Origin of the sequence: Caballeronia sp. SL2Y3, from assembly GCF_022879575.1 — a bacterium.
In the GTDB taxonomy this organism is placed as follows: Bacteria; Pseudomonadota; Gammaproteobacteria; order Burkholderiales; family Burkholderiaceae; genus Caballeronia.
Genome location: NZ_CP084262.1, coordinates 358,721 through 376,752, shown reverse-complemented (window position 1 = coordinate 376,752; position 18,032 = coordinate 358,721). Strand labels below are relative to the sequence as shown.

15 protein-coding genes and 1 pseudogene are annotated in these 18,032 nt (G+C 63.2%); 5 read left to right on the top strand and 11 right to left on the bottom strand.

Annotated elements, in window-relative coordinates:
• Positions 1–85 precede the first annotated feature (85 nt).
• From LDZ26_RS20675 to LDZ26_RS20645, 7 genes are all read right to left on the bottom strand, one after another.
• Complete coding sequence (locus LDZ26_RS20675; protein ID WP_244850356.1) at positions 86–547, bottom strand: response regulator; 462 nt, start codon at positions 545–547, stop codon at positions 86–88.
• 84 nt (positions 548–631) lie between these two features.
• Positions 632–811 carry a CsbD family protein gene (locus LDZ26_RS20670; protein WP_159834173.1) on the bottom strand — a complete coding sequence of 60 codons (180 nt, stop codon included), beginning with the start codon at positions 809–811 and terminating at the stop codon, positions 632–634.
• A 200-nt stretch (positions 812–1,011) separates the two neighbouring features.
• Positions 1,012–1,617, bottom strand: coding sequence for a response regulator (locus LDZ26_RS20665; protein ID WP_244850354.1), 606 nt, complete (start codon positions 1,615–1,617; stop codon positions 1,012–1,014).
• Positions 1,618–1,831: 214 nt separating this feature from the next.
• Positions 1,832–2,116: a hypothetical protein gene (locus LDZ26_RS20660; protein ID WP_244851090.1), complete on the bottom strand. Its 285-nt coding sequence runs from the start codon at positions 2,114–2,116 to the stop codon at positions 1,832–1,834.
• Between the two features lie 122 nt (positions 2,117–2,238).
• Complete coding sequence (locus tag LDZ26_RS20655) at positions 2,239–2,538, bottom strand: hypothetical protein (protein ID WP_370650752.1); 300 nt, start codon at positions 2,536–2,538, stop codon at positions 2,239–2,241.
• 176 nt (positions 2,539–2,714) lie between these two features.
• On the bottom strand, positions 2,715–4,025 hold the full coding sequence (locus LDZ26_RS20650; RefSeq protein WP_244851089.1) for an SGNH/GDSL hydrolase family protein: 1,311 nt from the start codon (positions 4,023–4,025) through the stop codon (positions 2,715–2,717).
• 207 nt (positions 4,026–4,232) lie between these two features.
• Positions 4,233–9,053: an autotransporter outer membrane beta-barrel domain-containing protein gene (locus LDZ26_RS20645; protein WP_244851088.1), complete on the bottom strand. Its 4,821-nt coding sequence runs from the start codon at positions 9,051–9,053 to the stop codon at positions 4,233–4,235.
• 607 nt (positions 9,054–9,660) lie between these two features.
• Between LDZ26_RS20645 and LDZ26_RS20640 the strand changes: the two genes are divergently transcribed.
• A complete protein-coding gene (locus tag LDZ26_RS20640; protein ID WP_244851114.1) occupies positions 9,661–10,026 on the top strand; it encodes an EAL domain-containing protein in 366 nt (121 codons plus the stop codon).
• Entirely contained in the window at positions 10,001–10,213 is a 213-nt protein-coding gene (locus LDZ26_RS20635; RefSeq protein ID WP_244851087.1) for a hypothetical protein, read from the top strand. Before LDZ26_RS20640 ends, LDZ26_RS20635 begins: the two co-directional genes overlap by 26 nt.
• 171 nt (positions 10,214–10,384) lie before the next feature.
• Here LDZ26_RS20635 and LDZ26_RS20630 read toward each other — a convergent pair whose 3' ends face one another.
• The 3 genes from LDZ26_RS20630 to LDZ26_RS20620 all read right to left on the bottom strand — a co-directional run bounded on the left by LDZ26_RS20630 (position 10,385) and on the right by LDZ26_RS20620 (position 13,818).
• Positions 10,385–11,803, bottom strand: coding sequence for a hypothetical protein (locus LDZ26_RS20630; RefSeq protein ID WP_244851086.1), 1,419 nt, complete (start codon positions 11,801–11,803; stop codon positions 10,385–10,387).
• A 498-nt stretch (positions 11,804–12,301) separates the two neighbouring features.
• Positions 12,302–12,844 (bottom strand): ureidoglycolate lyase, encoded by a 543-nt coding sequence (locus LDZ26_RS20625; protein ID WP_244851085.1) that lies wholly within the window; start codon positions 12,842–12,844, stop codon positions 12,302–12,304.
• Between the two features lie 29 nt (positions 12,845–12,873).
• Positions 12,874–13,818, bottom strand: a complete 945-nt coding sequence (locus tag LDZ26_RS20620; protein ID WP_244851084.1) for a LysR family transcriptional regulator — start codon at positions 13,816–13,818, stop codon at positions 12,874–12,876.
• Between the two features lie 186 nt (positions 13,819–14,004).
• Between LDZ26_RS20620 and LDZ26_RS20615 the strand changes: the two genes are divergently transcribed.
• The 3 genes from LDZ26_RS20615 (at position 14,005) to LDZ26_RS20605 (ending at position 17,322) form a co-directional block, all read left to right on the top strand.
• Positions 14,005–14,688, top strand: coding sequence for a DUF2848 domain-containing protein (locus tag LDZ26_RS20615; protein WP_244851083.1), 684 nt, complete (start codon positions 14,005–14,007; stop codon positions 14,686–14,688).
• Positions 14,689–14,693: 5 nt separating this feature from the next.
• Positions 14,694–16,049, top strand: a complete 1,356-nt coding sequence (locus LDZ26_RS20610) for an amidase (RefSeq protein WP_244851082.1) — start codon at positions 14,694–14,696, stop codon at positions 16,047–16,049.
• 175 nt (positions 16,050–16,224) lie between these two features.
• Entirely contained in the window at positions 16,225–17,322 is a 1,098-nt protein-coding gene (locus LDZ26_RS20605) for a branched-chain amino acid ABC transporter substrate-binding protein (protein WP_244851113.1), read from the top strand.
• 305 nt (positions 17,323–17,627) lie between these two features.
• Here the strand turns inward: LDZ26_RS20605 and LDZ26_RS20600 are convergent.
• Positions 17,628–17,852, bottom strand: a pseudogene (locus LDZ26_RS20600) (methyl-accepting chemotaxis protein); the annotation flags it as partial.
• Positions 17,853–18,032: the final 180 nt, after the last annotated feature.

Sequence of the window (18,032 nt, the reverse complement as noted above, 5' to 3'; positions counted from 1 at the left end):
TCTGTTGAAACGGGCTCGGAGTGAATGTGCGTTGGTTTCATATCGCTCGGGCCTTCACGGTTTGCATGGAGTCCTGTTCAATGTGTCACACGGGCGGCGCACTGTAAGGAGCGTCGGCGTCGCACAGATAACGCAGTAACGGGGCGAGTTTGTCCGCGTCCGTCGGCTTGGCGCAGTAGGCATCGAAACCGGCTTGCCTCGCTGCCTGCAGGTCGCCGGGTGTCGAAAGCGCCGAATGGCCCACCAGTACCGGTTGTTCGAGTGTGGTCGATGCGCGCAGGTAGGCGGCGACCTGCAATCCCGACAAATCCGGCATCCAGATATCCAAGAGCACGATATCGGGCCGCCAGCGTTCCGACGCCTCGATGGCCTGCCGGCCACTATAAACGACTTCGGTCGGAAAGCCATCGATGGCCAGCACCATCCCGATGGCGTCGGCCGTATCGACATAATCGTCGACGACAAGCACGCGAGGCGGCAGCGCGCCATGGCATCGGCGGCGTGTCCAGATCGCACACTTGGGAGAAACTTCAAAATCATCGCGCATTACGCCGCGCCCCACATGTGCGAAAGCCGCGTCGGTCCGGCACGCGGCTCGTTGATCAAGCCCGCATGGCTGCGGGACGGGCGTCTAGCGTTGGTCCTTCTTGACGTCTTCCTTCACGTCGCCGTACTGCTTGCGGGCTTCGCCTACGCCCTGCTGCACCTGGCCCTTCACTTCCTGGCTGGTGTCGCCTGTCATGTTGCCAACGGCTTCGTTGACGTTCCCCTTCACCTTCTCGGCAGTACCCTTGACCTGGTCCTTGTTCATGGTGTTTCTCCTATCGGTTACGTGGGGGTTGACCACGGTTTTGTATGAGCAAGGATCGGGCCTGTTATTCGTGATGCGCAAAAGCCCGAGCGATACAGGGTTCACGACTGTCGAAGCTGGTGGAAACGAGCGCTTTTCACGGCGAATTCGGGCAGTTCTTGCAAGGAGGCGCCTGGCCTTCTCGCGTGCGGCCGTTGAACTCATCGACCAGGGCGGAGACGGTGGACGACATCCGCCAAGGCCTGCAAAGTGAACGGCTTTGCAAGACACGCGTCGCATCCGGCTCTTGCGCGAGCGCTTCTTCCTCCGCGACCGGACGGCCCGTGCGCCGCAATGGGAATCGCCGCGCACAAGGGCAGTTTTCTCAGCGCACTGACGAGCTGATAACCGTCCATGTCCGGCAAGCCGACATCGGTAACCACGAGATCGAACTGCGTTTGCGACGCCTTCTGCAGCGCATCGTCCCCGTTCGCCGATGAAACCACGTGCGGTTCGTACAGCGACAGAAGGTCGGCCATCGCGGTCAGGGACTCTTCGGGATCTTCGACCAGCAGAATGCGCAGGTTCCTGAACACGGAGAGATCGGCGGGCATGTCGCCGGGCTGCCGGCGCACGAATGACGTATCCGCGGGAAGCGACACCGCGAAGCGCGTTCCGCGTCCCTCGCCATCCGAGAAGGCCTCGGCTTTGCCGCCGTGCAGTTGCGCCAGTTGCCGCACGAGCAACAGGCCGATGCCCAGTCCGCCCGGCCGCGCGCGGTAGGGCACGTTGGGCGTCTGCTGGCACATGTCGAAGATGGACGTCATGGCGGCAGGCGTCCGACGCATCGTGGGAAGAAGGTCTGACCGCGCAAGGCGTGACCTTCGCTTTCATCCTTGTCGGGGAGCAGTGCGCACGTGGTCGTGGCCACCGGCTCCGCCGAGGTGGGCCGCGCGGCAGATCCGCCCTTGTTTGTCGACGGGGCGGAACAGTTCCTGAGCGAAAGTCGGCCGATTCGACAATGCCGAGAAAAACGAAGCCTTATTGCGTCGTCGTGGCCGAGCCGGTGGAGCCGCTCGACCCCGTGGAGCCGTCGCCCGAGAGGTTCGCTTTCTTGCTCTTCGAGTGCTTGCGCGTCGCATGCTTGCCTGTCGGGCCGGCCGGCGAGCCGGTTTCGCCGTTGCCGTTCGGCGTTCCGACGCCGACGCCCCCCTGGCCCGCGCCGTTGCCGCCCGGCAGGCCGCCGCCCGAACCTTGCGCGAACGCGCCGCCCGATACGGCCAGCACCAGTGCGGAAACGAGAATGCTCATCTTTGCCGTCTTCATAGGTCCTCTCGAAATAGGATGGTCACCCGCAGGAAGTCATGCAGGCCGGTGCCGTGTAATGCAATCGTTGTGCCGCAGCGCGGCGGCTTGCGCGTCGCGCTGCTCTCATCGGCGAAGACGCGCTATTGGTTTGCCCATTCGCTCGCGGTCTCCGCCGCGAAGTCGCGATACGACCGCGGCGCACGCCCGAGAAGCGACGTCGTGCGCTCGATCTGCTGCGGCGTCGCTACCGCGCCGTCCTCCAGATAACGCTGCATCATCAGACGCATGTCGAACGCGAGCCACGCGGGTGCTGCGCCCTTGAGCCGCGCTTCGAGCGCGTCGATGTCGTTGACTGGTGGTAAGCGACGCTCACATGAGATTGCGGTGCGAGCCGCTATCGTCGCCGATTGCGAGGACGATGGTGTGACAAGCCGCAACACCGACGCTGGCCCGGACGATTGATTCGGGCGACGTCAAGCTCGATAGTATGTCGGGCTCTGCGCGTTCTTGCTGAAAGTGCAGCGAGGGCGGACGAGCCGAAACGCGGTGCCTGGAGCATGCCGCGTGATCGTCGCAGCAGGGCGTAAGCCACCGCGACGATCAAGCTCAGGGCGGATCACTCGCCCCCATCACCGCGCCGGTCGCCGTTGCCCCGCAGCAGCAAGGACAGGTCGATTGCGTTGGCCATCGCCGCATATCCGGCGTCGTTCGGATGCAGATGGTCGCCGCTGTCGTACACCGCCTGCATGTCGTTGGGATGCGCCGGATCGCGCAGCACCGCATCGAAATCGACCACTGCGTCGAACGCGCCGCTCGTGCGAATCCATTGATTCACCGCATGACGGATGGCTTCTTTTTGCGGCGTCCAGTAGCCCTCGTTGGCGGTGCCTTGCAGCGCGTTGCGGAAGGGCGTCAGCGTGCCGCCGATGATCTTGATGCCGCGCAGATGCGTGCGCGCGATGATCTGCCGGTAGCCGTCGATGATCTCTTCCGCAGACACCACGCGTCCGGAAGGATCGAGCGCGGTGTTCGGCCAGCCGATGTCGTTGATGCCTTCGAGGAACACGACCCACTTGACGTCCGACTGACTCAGCACGTCCCGGTCGTACCGCGCGAGCGCGCTCACGCCCGCGCCGTCGCTCACCACGCGATTGCCGCTGATGCCCTGGTTCAGCACCGCGTAGCCGCGCCGCGGTCCCCCGCTGTTGAGGCGCGCGGAGAGATTGTCGGGCCAGCGCCGGTTCGCATCGACGGTCGACGCATAGCCGTCCGTGATCGAATCGCCAAAGGTGACGACGGCAGGCGTCGGGCGATCCGTATCCGTTAGGATTGCAGATAAAAAGAAGCGATTCGTATACTTGTGAGGAGAAGGCTGGTCGGGCGCCGCGGTGTTGTCGCCGCTCGACACATAGGCGTTCTGCACGGCGAGCTGATGCACCGTATAAGCGGGCGTGGCGTCGGGCAGGAACAGGCTGATCGCAACGTCCGACAAGGGCGCGAGCCGCATGTCGATGGGATCGCTCAAAATCGGCGCGCCTGCATACAGCGTCACGGTCGTCTTGCCGCCGAACGTCAGCGTGCGGTCCGTGTTTGGCGCGATCTTCGCGCCGCCGGCAGACAACGCGATATGCACCGGTCCGACCGTCACCGGCGCGGTGCCGAACTCATTCGTGAGCCTGACGCGCACGCGATCGCCGCCCACGCTCACGTGCTCGATCTGACGAATGGTCGTCGCGGAAGGAAAGTTCTGCGGCGTCGTGATGTTGTTGTTGCGATCGGGACTGGCGGTCCAGGTAGCGACCCAGCCGTCTCGTGCTTCTGCATCCGGGCGGTCTGCCGATGCCAGGGGCGCGACGAGCATCAGCAAGGCCGCACTGCACGCGGCCAGCACGCGGCATGAGGCGTGCGGAAAGAATGCGTCTTTCATGTGTCCCTCCATATTCGTTCGTGTTTGTGTACATCAGGAAAACGAAGTAAATATGGACGACACATCGACCGATGTCACTATCGTTTACCCCCGGCACGATGAGAGACATGAGAGCCGAAGAAACAGGCATTTTTTTCCGCGAAGCGCATGTCAATTGAAGAAGGGCGGTAAGGCCGTTGCTTCGTTTGTATGACGAAGGCCAGGCCTTCACCAGACGTAGCGCGCGCCGAGCAAGCCTTCATATGCGTGGAAGCCGCCCGCGCCTTGCTGATATCCGAGGTTGCCCCACACGCGCCACTGCCGGCCAATCAACCCTTGCGCACCGATCTTGGCTTCGAAGCGGTTCCTGGGGCCGTCTTGCGACACCGTGAAGCCGTTGAACGCCGCGCTCGCCACTCGCGTGTCGTGCAGCCAGTTCACTTCGACGAAGGGCAGCCATCCCGGTGCGGCCGTCGACCCCGGCGCATGAAAGAGCCGCATGCCGAGCCGCGTCGTCCAGTTGCTACTGTTCGGAGTGCTTATTACTGTTCCGCCGGACTCGGTGTGATCGTCCGCGTGATAGTGACTGTAGACCAGTTGCGCTTGCGGTTCGAGCAACACCGGACCCGTCGACGTCTGACCGAGCGGAAGCGCCCAGCCGCCTTCCACCGATGCCGACCACACGTGGCTCGCGTAGCTTTCGCCGGCAAGCGCATCGCCCTTCACGCTGTTGTCGAAGTGGCCGTACTGCAGCCATGTATCGACGTAAGGACCGGCTAGAGAGTACGCGTTGCCGTGCCATGTCGCGTACAGGCCGCCGCTCAGACCATTCGTGTTGCCCCGCGCTTGCGCGCCGCTGTTGCGCGCTCTTGCATCCGTCGTCGACGAGCCGTAGCCCGCCATGACGCCTACTTGCCAGCGATGTCCGTCGCGTACGCGGTTGAGCACGTCGATGCCGGCCTGGACGATGGCCGTATCGGTCGATTCGCCGATTCTTCCGCCCGCCGCTTCGCCGTCGACATGCGCGCCGCGCGTGCGCGCCCACGCGGTCGATGCGCCGCCGCCTTCGTGCTGCGCGGCAAAGGGATCGGCGAAACCGGCGCGGTCATGCAGCGTCATCGTGAACATGGTGGCCGCCGCCTGTCGATTGCCCAGGTACGCGCCGGGCTCGGGACGCGGCGCGGGGGAGGGGCCGTCCGACAGCGAACGCAGATACCAGTCGCCGCCGGCTTGCTGCAATACGTATTCGTAGGGGCCTGCGACGAGGCGGCCGTCGAGCTTGAAGACGCCGCTCGACTGGCCATCGACTTCCACGATCTCGATGCCCTTGGTCGTCGCCGCGCCCGCGCCGCCCGCGTTCGTCACCTTGACGCGCGTCTGACCGGACGTGTCGCCGCGCACGATCAGCCGGTCAGTGGCCGATCCATCGCCTGCGAGCACGGTGGACAGCGCGAGCGTTCCGTTATTGCTCGCATAGTTGCCGTTCACGGTCAGTACGCTCGCGGGCGCCGGGCTGGCCATGCGAATCTCGCCGTTATTGACTAGCGCGCCTCCTACCGCGAACTGACCGGCCGGCCCGCTTGCGAAGCCGGGCGCGGCATCGGCGACGGCGAAAATGCCGTTGTTGACGATGCTGCCGCCCACCGCGCCGTAACCGCCGAAGGTCGCTCCGGGCGCGATCGTCACTTGCCGGGTATTCGCGAGTTGCGCGCCGCCCGCGAGCACCAGCGCGCCGCTGTTGACCGCCGTGTTGCCGCCGTAGGTGTGCGTGCGGGTGAGCGTCACCGTGCCGCTGCCTTGCTGAACGACATCGCCCGATCCGGTGATCGCGCCGCCGTACGTGACGTTGCCGCTGCGATCGAATACGAGCGTGCCGTCATCGACGATATCGCCCGCGACGCTCCCGTTTGCGCCCCCGGCGCCCAATTGCAGCGTGCCGGCGCCGATGGTCGTGACCCCCGCGAAGGTGTTATCGCCCGCGAGCGTCAGTGTGCCTGCGCCGGTTTTCGTGAGACTTCCGTCGCCGCTGATGATGCCGCTGAATGTGGAATCGGCCGCGCCGTTGACGTTCAGCGCCGCGCCGCCGAGCGCGACACTGCCCGCGCCGGTGAGATTGTTCACGTGTTGAGCGAAGCCGCCGAGGTCGAAGGTGGCGCCCGAGGCCACGCTCAGTTGCGAACTGCGCGCGATGATGTCCGGCGCACCCGCGACGAGCTTTCCACCAGTCACCGAAGTGGCGCCGGTATAGGTGTTCGCCTTCGACAACTGGAGCGTGCCGGAGCCGGCCTTGGTGAGCGTCTTGCCGTCCCAGCCCGTCGTGGCGTTGGCGGCCTGATCGGCCAGGACGATGTCCATGTCGAAAGAATCGCCCGCGTCCGGCAACGTGAACACGCCGTTGGCTGATTGAGGCGTTGCGCTCAGCCCGGCGTACCACGTCGGCGCGACGGCGACCACGAAGGTCTGCGGCGTGTAGCCGCTCGTCAAAGTCAGGAAATCCGGTGCGCTGACCGATCCCCCGATGCGCGTGGCGCCGAACGTTCCGGTGAGACCGCCGGGCGACGCGGCCCGAATCACCGTGAACACGCCGTTGGCGAGTTCGTGCGCACTTGCCGACGCGGGCGCCGAATAGCCCGCCAGATTGAATATTGCATTCGGCGCGATGGATGCAGTATTCGCTTCGATGACCGGGTCCGCCGCGCCGGCTATGCTGTCCAGCGTGCCGTTCATCGAGAAATTGCGGCCGACGGCCAGTTGCGATTGCGACGAGACCAGCGTCGTCGCGCCGGGTGCCGTCACGAAATCGCCGGTGGTCGTGAAGACGCCGCTGCGCACGAAGCCCAATGCGCCTGCATCGACCGATACGCTGCCTTGCTGCGATCCCGCCGCCAGGAGCGCGACCGCGCCGCCGCCGCTCTTGACGAGCGCGCCCGGCCCCGACAGCACGTTGGGCACGATGCCCGCGCTCGCGAAATCGAGGCGCAGCGTTGCGCCGTTATTCACCGGGCCGCTCCCGAGCGCCCCGCTGCGTTGCGCGACGAGCGTGCCCGCCAGCACATCCGTGCCGCCGCTGTAGGTGTCGATGCCACCGAGCGCCAGTGCCCCGGCGCCGCTTTTGATGAGGCGGCCGCTGCCGACGATTGCCCCGTCGAAAGCGGAGTCGGCAGAGTTCTGTGCGGTCAGGTTCGCGCTGCCGAGCAGGACGCGGCCGCTGCCGCTCAGGTTGTTGATCTGCTGCGGCAGGCTGGCGAGGTCGAGCGTCGCGCTGCTGCCGACGTTGACGCTCCCGCTGTTGATGAGGGCGTTCGCCACGTCGGTTCGCAAAATGCCATCGTTGACGAGCGTTGCGCCGGTGTAGGCATTCGCAGCCGAGAGAATCAGCAGGCCGGCGCCGTTCTTCGTCAGCGTGCGACCATCCCAACCGCTGGCGAACGATCCCGCTTGATCGATGAGCGGGACGTCGACGTTAAAAGTATCCGTGGCGCTGGCGAGCGTGAATGTGCCGTTCCCCTGCGCTGCACCCGCGCGCCACGTCAGGCCGAGGCGGACGTCGTAATCCCGAGCGTCGAGCGTCTTCGCGCCTACCGGTATCAGATAGTCGACAGGACTGGATCCTCCGAAACGTACGCTGGTGAAGTCCCCGGACAGGCCCGCCTGGTTCGATGTATGCACGACGTTGAATACCGTATTCAAAAGACCAGTCGCTGACACGGGCACCGAAGGGGCGAAGCCGTTGATCAGCAGCGCACCGTCCAGCGTGCCGCTCGACGCAGTGATGACCGGCTCTGCCGTGCGCAGTCCCACGATGAGCGTAGAACCCGGCTGCTGAGTGAAGCTGTTGGCGACGGCCAATGTCGAATCGGCGGAGATGACGGTTAGCGCGCCCGTCTGCGTCGTATACGTGTTCGCGGAAAACGCGCCCGGCTGGGCCAGCCAGAGCGCCCCGGAGTTCACGCTCACAGCGCCTTGCGACGAACCGGCGGCCGATAGCAACGTCGTGCCGTTGCCGATCTGCATCAGCGTGCCGCCCCCGGCTAGCGTGGCGTCGAACCTGAAAACGTCGCCGCGATTGAAGCGCAGCAATCCGTTGTTGACGAGGTTGCCTGTCACGTTGCCGCTATTGCCGCCCGTGCCCAGCGTGAGCACGCCGCCGGGAGATACCGTCGTGGTACCGACGTCGTTGGTCAATGTGTTGGCGAGTGTCAGCGTTCCGTCCACGAGGACAGCCGCCGACGATTGATTCGACATCTTGACGAAGCCGTTGAGTGTCCAATTGCTGCCTGCAACCGCGCTCAAGGTGGCGAATCCATTGGACGCCGAATTGGCATTGAAGCTGCCTGTCTCGGTGCCCGAGCCGCTCAGGATGATCGCGTTGCCGGGCGCGAGGCTGAGCACGTCCGCACCGTTGCCGCCGTTCAGAACCGATCCTGTTCCAAGCGTCACCGTACCGTTTGCGCCGCTCATCAAGACCGCCGATTGGGACCAGCTGGAGATAACGCCACGGTTGTCGAGCGTGCCGCCGGGCCCGAGCGTCACGCCCGGGCTGATATGGCCGCGTATGGTGCCGGTGCTGCTATTGGTCACGCTCGCCGAACTGGCTCCTTTCACACCGACGCCTTCGTGATATCCGTCGATCAGCCCGTCATTGTTGACGGTGATCGATCCGGCATCGGCCAGTACACCGACCCCATACGTCCCGTCTCCCGTGCCGCTTCTGATGACGCCGCCAGCGTGATTGTTCACCACCACATGACCGGACGTCTGCAGATAGACGCCGTTGGGTGTCGTGCCTATCGACGGACTACCGTTCAACGTACCGAAATTGTCGACGACGCCGCCCGCTCCCGACTGATAGGCAACGGCGTGACTGGCGCGCGCGCTGATGTCGCCTTGATTGGAGAGCGCGTTGTTATCTCCCGAGTTGAACACGACGCCGAAGGTGTTGCCGAGCAGGCGCCCCGATGAAAGATTGGAAAGCGTGCCGGGCACGTTGAATCGCACGGCGGCGGCCACGTTGTCGACCGAGCTGGTTATCGAGCCTCCGTTTGTCATCGTGACGGGAGCAATGCCGTCGACATTGATCGCGTTCTGAAACGTGGTCGTGATGACCGTTCCCGCTTCGATTTGATAAACGGAATCAGTCGAAAGCGTCTGCGAGGTGTCGCTCGATGTAATTACCGTCAGCGCGTGGAGGGGAAACGGAAGCCCGATGAGGATCGCCGCGGCGAGAGGGCGGACCGGAACAGCGTTAACTACATAGATATGCTTATTATTTCGCTGTGTGCACATACCATCGCCTCACACTGTTACGCGGGAACGCAACGATGCGCGCCGCTGTTTCAATGTATGGCCCGGGCGTGGAACGGGGTCATAGGAAACCCTGCGCGACGGCCAATGAGCAATGGCAGTATAGGTAAACGCGCGTGTTGGGCGCCGCAGCGATTCGCGCATGAGGCGGGACAACGATTGGTCCGTATTGCTTCATTTGAGGCAACGGCGATGCGTGTAAAGGGCGCGCTCGGTGATTGCGAATATGCCCGATAGCGCTTGCCGTAGGTTTCAGCCAAGGGCGCGTCGTCCTGATGTGAAGGCTAAATGCGGTCACGCTGCGTTCAAGTAAGTTCGGCGGCTCGTGGACTCATTCACGTCGGCCAGCGAGATGCATTGCGGCCTCGCGCGCCTTGGGCTTTGGCATCGCGAGGGAGCCAGCAATCTCTGTCTGTCTGTGAATGTATCTGCGCGTCAGTTGGGCGACACCGGCATCATCGAGCTCGTAGACAAAGCGTTGCGCCGCCACGCCGTCCCGCGTTCGGCTTTGCAACTCGAACTCACCGAGAGCGCATTGATGGACGACCACGTTTTGGCACAGACCGCCATTCGCGCTTTGCAAGCATTAGGCGTGAGAGCGGTCCCATGCCGCGACGGGTACTCACGTCGCTTCTCGCCGATGTGGCCCTGCGATTGCTTAAAACAGAAAGGGTGGACGAAAGGACGACATCATGATCCCCGAGGAAATAGCGACTAGGGAGCTTGCCAAAGCTGAGGCGGAGATAGCTAAGTGGGAACATCGGATGCTCAGGCAGCGCAACCATATCCTCGCGTATCCGCTCTTTGGCGGCATCGACTTGGAGCTTTCCAGGGAAATTCTGGCGACCTTCGAGGCGGCCCTCGCCGACGCGTACAAACGGCGGGATCGACTACTTTGGAAATAGCCTCTCTATGCCCCAATGCACCGACGCGGCAGGCACCGCGTTCGAGCAAGCGCGGTCGACCCGTCACGCGTACTCGAGACCGCAGCCGGCACGGGTGTTTCAACGCGCGGGATGGCGCGTGCATTATCCATCTCCCTCGGCTATGAGGCCGTCGCTGGCGCTTTCCCCTCCTTACTTCGCATGCGCCGACTTGTCCGGTCGATCGAGGCTGAAGACACGCACGATCATCGCATCGATCATCCGAAAGAAGCCGTCCGCGCCATAACCGGCGATAAATGCGATTCCCGACGCGGAAAGGGTGAGCGCGCCCGAGCCGGAACTCACAGTCTGCGCCACTGAGCCTGGCGTGAAGAACAGTCCGACGGCGAGCCCTGCGATGGCGCCGAGGATCAGGCGAATGATAGCGAGCGTCTCATCGCGCGGCGCCAGAATGCTGCGCGTGATTCGGTCGCTGATATCGCGCAAAAACGAGGCAATCGTGCCGACGAGGCCGAACAGCACCGGCAATACATAGCTCGCGTAGGCGGACAGAACCAGCGTGATGGACTGGATGTTTTCCTGCGCCGCCACAGCATTGCCGCCTTTGTTCTTCGTGAGCAGCATCGAGGAAATTGGAAACGGCATGGTGAGCCATGACGACGGCGTTGTCTCGGCGAATGCCGCCGCATCGTTGATGGATTTCTCGTAACGCGCCTGATAGTAGGACCAGCGGTTGCACAGTAGCCGGATCTGGCTGCTCTGCTGATCGATCTTCGAATCGCAACGCACGGGTACGCTGTCGTGCTTCTGCTTGTCCTGCGCGAGCAACGAATTCTCCTTGTCGACTGCCGCGTAAATCTGGCTGGTCAGATCTGCCGTGCTCTTCTGGTCGTCCTCGAAGCGGGACGTCAATTGCAAGCCGTACACGACGAGCCAAAGCAGGATCGCGGAGAAAACGGTGACCGCCGCGCCGACACGCGAAACGTTCCTGTGAAAGCAGCGGAAGCGCTTCGCGCTCGGGATGAGCCCCGGATATGCCGACCTCGCGACGACCGCGCGAGTCTCTCTGTCGAGCGTCACGCCGTCCTGCAGCGGCGTCGGCGAGTGGTGCTTCGGCCTGGACCTCTCTTCGAGGAACATGTAGGTGTAGGCAATCGTGACCCCGTTCGCGGGATAAGCAATCGAGTTGACCTTGTCCTTCACGCATAGAAGCAAGGCGGCGTCGTCGGCGCGATCGTTCAGGCTCTGATTCGGCTCCGGCGGATAACGCAACGCGCATATTCGTCTGATCACTTCGATTGGCGGCAGCACGGCCGGCGGACTCGTTACGCGATTGCCGTTGTCAGCGTTCGCGTTCGCCTCGGCACCCTGCCGAACCGGATACTTGATGTCTCCAATGTCCCAAATGTGCACGTCCGGACGTCCCGAAATGAAGTCCAGCAATAGCAGCACTTCATTGAGGTCGCGCTGAAGAATGAGTTGCTCCGCTGGGAATCTGGACTGCTCGAACGTGCCTGACGGCGCAGGCTCTGTTGTGGGCTTGATCGGCGTTACCGATGAAGAAGACGCGCTGGTGTCTCCCGGTACCGGATTCACAGGTATGGAGCTCATGGCATTTCCTTTCGATAGAAGTTCGGTTGCCCAGCGAATCGCGAATCACTCCCAGGTGCGGGTGGCGGTCGTCGTCGCCGATTCACGCATTCGAAGGCACGCGCCTACCGACGGGCAAGAACGAAAGCCGGTGACATTCAAAACGATAGACCTTCGGCCGAAAGAAAGTAGTCCCCCTTTCGCAGGGTGCTCTACGCCCGTCTGGGGGTAGACCGATCCCGGCTCGCTCCGGAAACCGATAGGGTCCCGCGTTCGTCGCTCGACGTGGCCGCCTTGGCGCGAGATGAGTGGAACCGCAAGCGTCGCGTCGCTGGAGGAACCCTAACGATTCGCCAAACGACTGATCGCCCCCTGCCGGCTGCATGTCGCGGGCGACGGTTTAGCCCTTCGAAGCGGCCATTGGAGTTTTTGCTTCCCGGAAGCGGCAGTCGGCAGTGACTACTCACGCCGTTCGCGGCGTCCGCGTACTACGCGAACGCCTTGCTTGCGCCCGATTGTTCAGAACGTACTCAGTTCGAGCGTACGGCGGTCGATAGCCTTGATCACGCTTTCGCAAGCTGGCGCGCCCGTCTTGAGATGAACGACGAGATCGTAGGTAGTCGAGGGGCGGGTCAGCATCAGACATGTGGCCTCGCTACTCATCACACGCGTTGCGTGCCAGACGTTAGGGCGCATGCAAAGCCCTTTGCCGACAGTAATCTCGAATGCACGCAGCGACGACAGATCGGGCTCGCCATCTTCCAGCGCTGTTGCGACGATATGCACGACAGGCGCCGTCAACGGCACGATGGCCTGCTGAGTCAGACGATGTAATTCGAGCGAAGCGACCTCCACGTTGCGATTGCGATACACCACCCAGAGTATTTCCGTTTCCCCTTTCGCGCCGGTGTCGAACAGATGCTCGCGCCAGAAGTCCGATGCGGGACTGAGGAACGCAGGCGCGTCGCCGTCGGTGCGCACCGGCTTGCCCAGCAGCCAGCCATATGGTTCCAAGCGTTGCGCGTCGAGCGGTTCGATGGCAATGGAGGTTGCAGTCAGCATGTCAGCGTACTCGTGGATGAATAGATCACTCAGGCGGACCCCAGCGCGTCGTCCGATGGCGGGAACAGCGCGAACTCGGGTCCATGTTTCAGACTGAAATCGAGCACGACGTTCAGCGCGAGCCGCGTGATCGATTCGGCTAGCAGACTGTCGGGCGTGCGTCGATAGGCGGCGACGAGCGGCAATGCAGGCACGCGATGCGTGACCTGCAGCAATTGCAACTGTCCCGCCTCCAGTTCGCGCATCACGAATGCGGGCGGCAGCACCGCAATGCCGAAGCCATCGACAACCAGCCGGATGATCGCCGCCACCGACGAAAGACAGTTGATCTGCACGTGGATGTCGCCGCTGTCCGCGAACAGGCTTGTGAGAAACTCATGCGGTGGAGAGTGACGCGCGAAGCTGATGACGGGATACGCGGCCAGTTCGTCTTCGGTCAGCGCCTGCGCAGACAGATTGAGCACGGGGCTCGCCATCCAGCGCATCGGCAGACTGCCGAGCGGCACGTTGGTCATATCCGCGCCGCTAACACTTGTCGTCTGAAACGACACATCGATATGGCCGTTCGCCAGTTGCGCAGAGAGGTTCGCGGACGTATCGCTGGTCAGCTCGATCACGAGATTCGGATACTCGTTCCGAATGCGCTTGAGCAGATCGGGTAGCCACGTGTGTACGATCGATTCGATCGCCCCAAGACGCAGCAGACCCGACACCTTCGAACGATCGCCGACGCTTGCGAGCATCGCCTGGTTCAGCTTCAGAATCTGTTCGGCGAACGGCAGCGCCTTGCTGCCGTCCTGTGTCAGCGTCGCTTCTTTCGGACCGCGCTCGAAGAGCCGCACGCCCAGTTCCTGTTCGAGCGCTGAAATGCGGCTCGAAATGGCCGCTTGCGTGGCATGCAGGCGTTCGGCCGTCAGCCGGAAGCTGCGCAGCCGCGCCAGCCAGACAAACGTTTCCAGAAAGCGCAGATTCATTCACCACCCTGAGCATGCAAGCACGGATGACTGAGTGTAGCGCCGCGTCTCGCGGCACGTGACAAGAAAATATTCGACGGCGCAACAACATTAATTTGTTGGACACGCCTGCGGCGCGTGCCAACACTCTGCAACGAAAGCCCCTGGATGCAGGGGCCAACGATTGTCAGGACAGAGGAGGTTGCAATGAACAAAGTGTCATGCGAAATCGAGGGCGGGACGCCCGTTGAAATCAGCGCGCGCCGTCTCGTGATCGCGGGCTGGGCGGGGCGAGACGAGGCTGAAGTCGAGCATCATATCCGCGAACTGGAAGCGATCGGCGTGCGCAGACCGTCGAGGGTGCCCTGCTTTTATGAAGTCGCGCCCGCGTTGCTGACCACATCGGACAGCATCGAAGTGATAGGAGGACATTCGTCAGGCGAAGTGGAGGTCGTGCTATTGCAGACGGAAACGGACGGATTGCTGGTCGGCATCGGGTCCGATCATACCGACCGCAAAGTCGAGGGATTCGACGTCGCCGTGTCGAAGCAGATATGCGCGAAGCCACTCGGCAAGTCGCTGTGGCGTTACTCGGAGGTCGCCGCGCACTGGGACGCGCTGATTGCCCGCAGCTGGCGCATCGGTGCGAACAATGAGCGCATTCGCTATCAGGAAGGCACGCTCGCGCGCCTGATGCATCCTGAGTCGTTGATCTCGCGCGCGTTCGGCTCGATGTCGATGCCTCCTGGAACGGTGATGTTCTGCGGCACGCAGCCCGTCCTCGGTGCACTTACGACCGCGCGCGCGTATGAACTGGAACTGCATGATCCCGTGCTCCGGCGCAGCTTGCGTCATCGCTACAGCGTCGATGCGCTCGCACATATCGAGTGACGGCGATGCGGACTATTCGTGAATACAGCAAGGCGCTGGCGGCCAAGCGCCTCTCCGCAGGCGAACTGCTCGACGCGAGCCTCGCGGCTATCGATGCTGATCTCGTACACGGCGGCGCAACGTACACGCATATCGACCGGTTGGCGGCCCGCGAAGCGGCCGACGCCAGCGACGCGTTTCGCGAGCGCGGCTATGTCCCTTCCGCGCTCGCCGGTGTCCCGCTTTCAATCAAAGATCTGTTCGACATCAAAGGACAGGTGACGACAGCCGGCTCGCGAGTACTGTGCGGTGCCCCGCCCGCAGTGCGCGATGCGGCGGCCGTTGCCCGGCTGCGCGAAGCGGGCGCGGTGTTCGTGGGACGCACCAACATGAGCGAGTTTGCGTTCTCCGGCCTCGGCATGAATCCCCATTACGGAACGCCGGTCAATCCGCTTCACGCTGGACTGCTCGCGGGCGGTTCGAGTTCGGGCGCGGCGGTGTCGGTCGCGCTCGGGCACGCGGCAGCAGCGCTCGGTACGGACACGGGCGGCTCGGTTCGCATTCCTGCGGCGTTTTGCGGGCTGACCGCATTCAAGCCGACCGCGCGGCGCGTGCCACTCGATGGCGCGGTGCCGCTGTCGCTATCGTTCGATTCCGTCGGTCCAATCGCGCGCAGTGTCGACTGTTGCGCGCTGCTCGACAGCGTGATTTCCGGGCAAGCCCTCGATACCGCGCCGCGCCCGCTCGAGAGGCTGCGGTTCGGCGTCACGTATGACTACGTCGCCGACGATCTCGACGAAACAGTGACGACGGCATTCCACCGCGCGGTCGGGATGCTGCGGCGCGCGGGGGCATCGGTGGAGCGTTTCGCATTTCCGGAATTGCACGAAGTGGCGGGCGGGAATCCGCTCGCGGGCATCACTGCTGCGCAGGCATGGGCATGGCATCGCGAGCATGTTGCGCGTGACGCCGATGCTTATGACGCTCGCGTGCTGAAGCGTCTGCTCGCGGGGCAAGGACGCAGCGCCGCCGACTATATCGATCTGCTGGCCGCGCGTGAACGCTTCGTCCGCGACGCGCGCGCGCGGCTCGCGCATTTCGATGCATGGCTGCTGCCGACCGTCGCTGTGGTGCCGCCCGCCATCGCGCAGGTCGACCGCGACGATGCCGCGTTCTTCGCGATGAACGCGAAGGTGCTGCGCAATCCTAGCGTCGTCAATTTCATGGACGGCTGCGCGCTGACGTTGCCTTGCCATGACGAGAACGAGCTGCCCGTGGGTCTTTCGATTTGCGGCCCGGCCCTCGCCGATGCGTCGATTCTCGCGATTGGCCGCAGTGTGGAAGCGCTGCTTCGCCAACGCGCGGATGTCGCGCCCGCATAACGTTTGTTTATCGGCGGCACAAAAAATTTCTAGTTGGACGCGCATTTTCGGCCCACGAATACTGGGTTTCAGTCGCGCAGCATATTCAGCGCTCGATCTAACTTCTTCAACCGATGTGAGGCAGACCGTGAATCAAAACCTTCGCTCTCTGGCCAGTGTCGTCGCGCTGGCCGCCATGCAGACTGCGGCGCATGCTGCCGATGCAACGCCCGCTGTCGTGCTGATCGGCCACGCTGCCCCGCTCACGGGACAGCTCGCGAACATGGGCAAGGACAGCGAAAACGCTGCGCGCCTTGCCATCGACGAAATCAACAGCCAGCGGCCAATGATCGGTGGGAAACCAGTGCGTTTGCAACTCGACTCGCAGGACGATGCCGCCGATCCGCGGACCGGCACGCAGGTCGCGCAAAAACTCGTCGACGGGGGCGTCGTGGCGGTGGTCGGCGACATCAATTCGGGGGTATCCATTCCCGCGTCGCGCATCTATAGCGAAGCCCAGGTCGTGCAGATTTCTCAAGGCTCGACCAATCCTGCCTACACGCAGCAGGGGTACAAGACGACCTTCCGCGTAGTGGCGACCGATGCGTTGCAAGGGCCGGCGCTCGCGCGTTACGCGTTCAGTTCGTTGCACGCGAAACGCATCGCCGTGATCGACGATTCGACGGCTTATGGTCAAGGCCTCGCCGAAGAATTCATGAAAGCAGTGAAGGCCAACGGCGGCACGATCGTCGCGCGCGAGGCAACCAATGACAAGGCCACGGATTTTCGCGCGATCCTGACGAAGATCAAGGGGCTGCGGCCTGACGTCATCATGTACGGCGGCTCCGACGCAACGGCCGGGCCGCTGGCGAAACAGGCGTCGAATCTGGGAATGACGGCGAGAGTGCTGGGCGGCGATGGCGCATGCACGGAAAGAATGGTGGGCCTCGCGGGCGACGCGATCAGCAACGTAGTGTGTTCCGAAGCCGGACTCGCGCTGTCGAAGATGCCGAAAGGGCAGGAGTTCGAGCGTCGGTACACCGCGCGCTACAAGGTGCCCATCGATGCTTATGCGCCGTTCGCCTACGATGCCGTCTACGTGATCTACGACGCAATGAAACGCGCCAACTCGGTCGAGCGCACTAAGGTCTTGGCGGCCATGTCCGTCACGCAGTATGACGGCGTGATTGGGAAGATCTCATTCGATCCGCGTGGCGACTTGAAGGATGCGGCGATTACCATCTATCAGTTCAAAGACAAGAAGAAAACCGTAATGGACGTCATACGCATGTGATGGCGCGGCAACGTGCATCGAACGGGTTGGCGCCGCTCAGACTTCGAATCTGCTTGTTGGGCGGCGAAATGGAGAATCGCCCGGTACTGTGGCGGCTGCACGAAACGGCAATCGGTGTCGCGATCGTAACGGTAGCGCTAACCGCTTTCCCGATCGCGCACGTTGCTGCCGGACCTCCCGAGCCTCGCTTCTCACTTACCCGAGCCCCAGGCCGTCCTCACGTCGCTTGCCGGCGCGGAGACGACGCGCGCACTGCTCTTTACTGTGCGGCGCGACGTTGCGCCAAGTAGTGCGCGTCGATGGGATCACGCAGGCTTCGGCGTCGCATCATTGATCGTGCAATGGCCATCGCCACGCAACTTGAACACCGCGACCGCATTGCGCAGCGAACTCGCCTGCTCGGCGAGCGCGTGTGCAGCAGCCGAGGCCTGTTCGACGAGCGCGGCGTTCTGCTGCGTGACTTCGACCATCTGCGTGACGGCCATGTTGACTTGCTCGATGCCGGTGCGCTGCTCTTGCGATGCCGCGTTGGGCGATATTCGGTAGTCCGTAATGTAAACTGACTCGTCATCGAGCTGGGAACATTGCCGCCGTCTAGGCCACGCTCAAGCTCCTGAATTATCAACTCGAGAAGAATTCATCAACGACTCGGCGGCGTCGGAGGCTTATACGCAACTCGAAGCAAACGCACGCAGCCGACCGAGACTGGC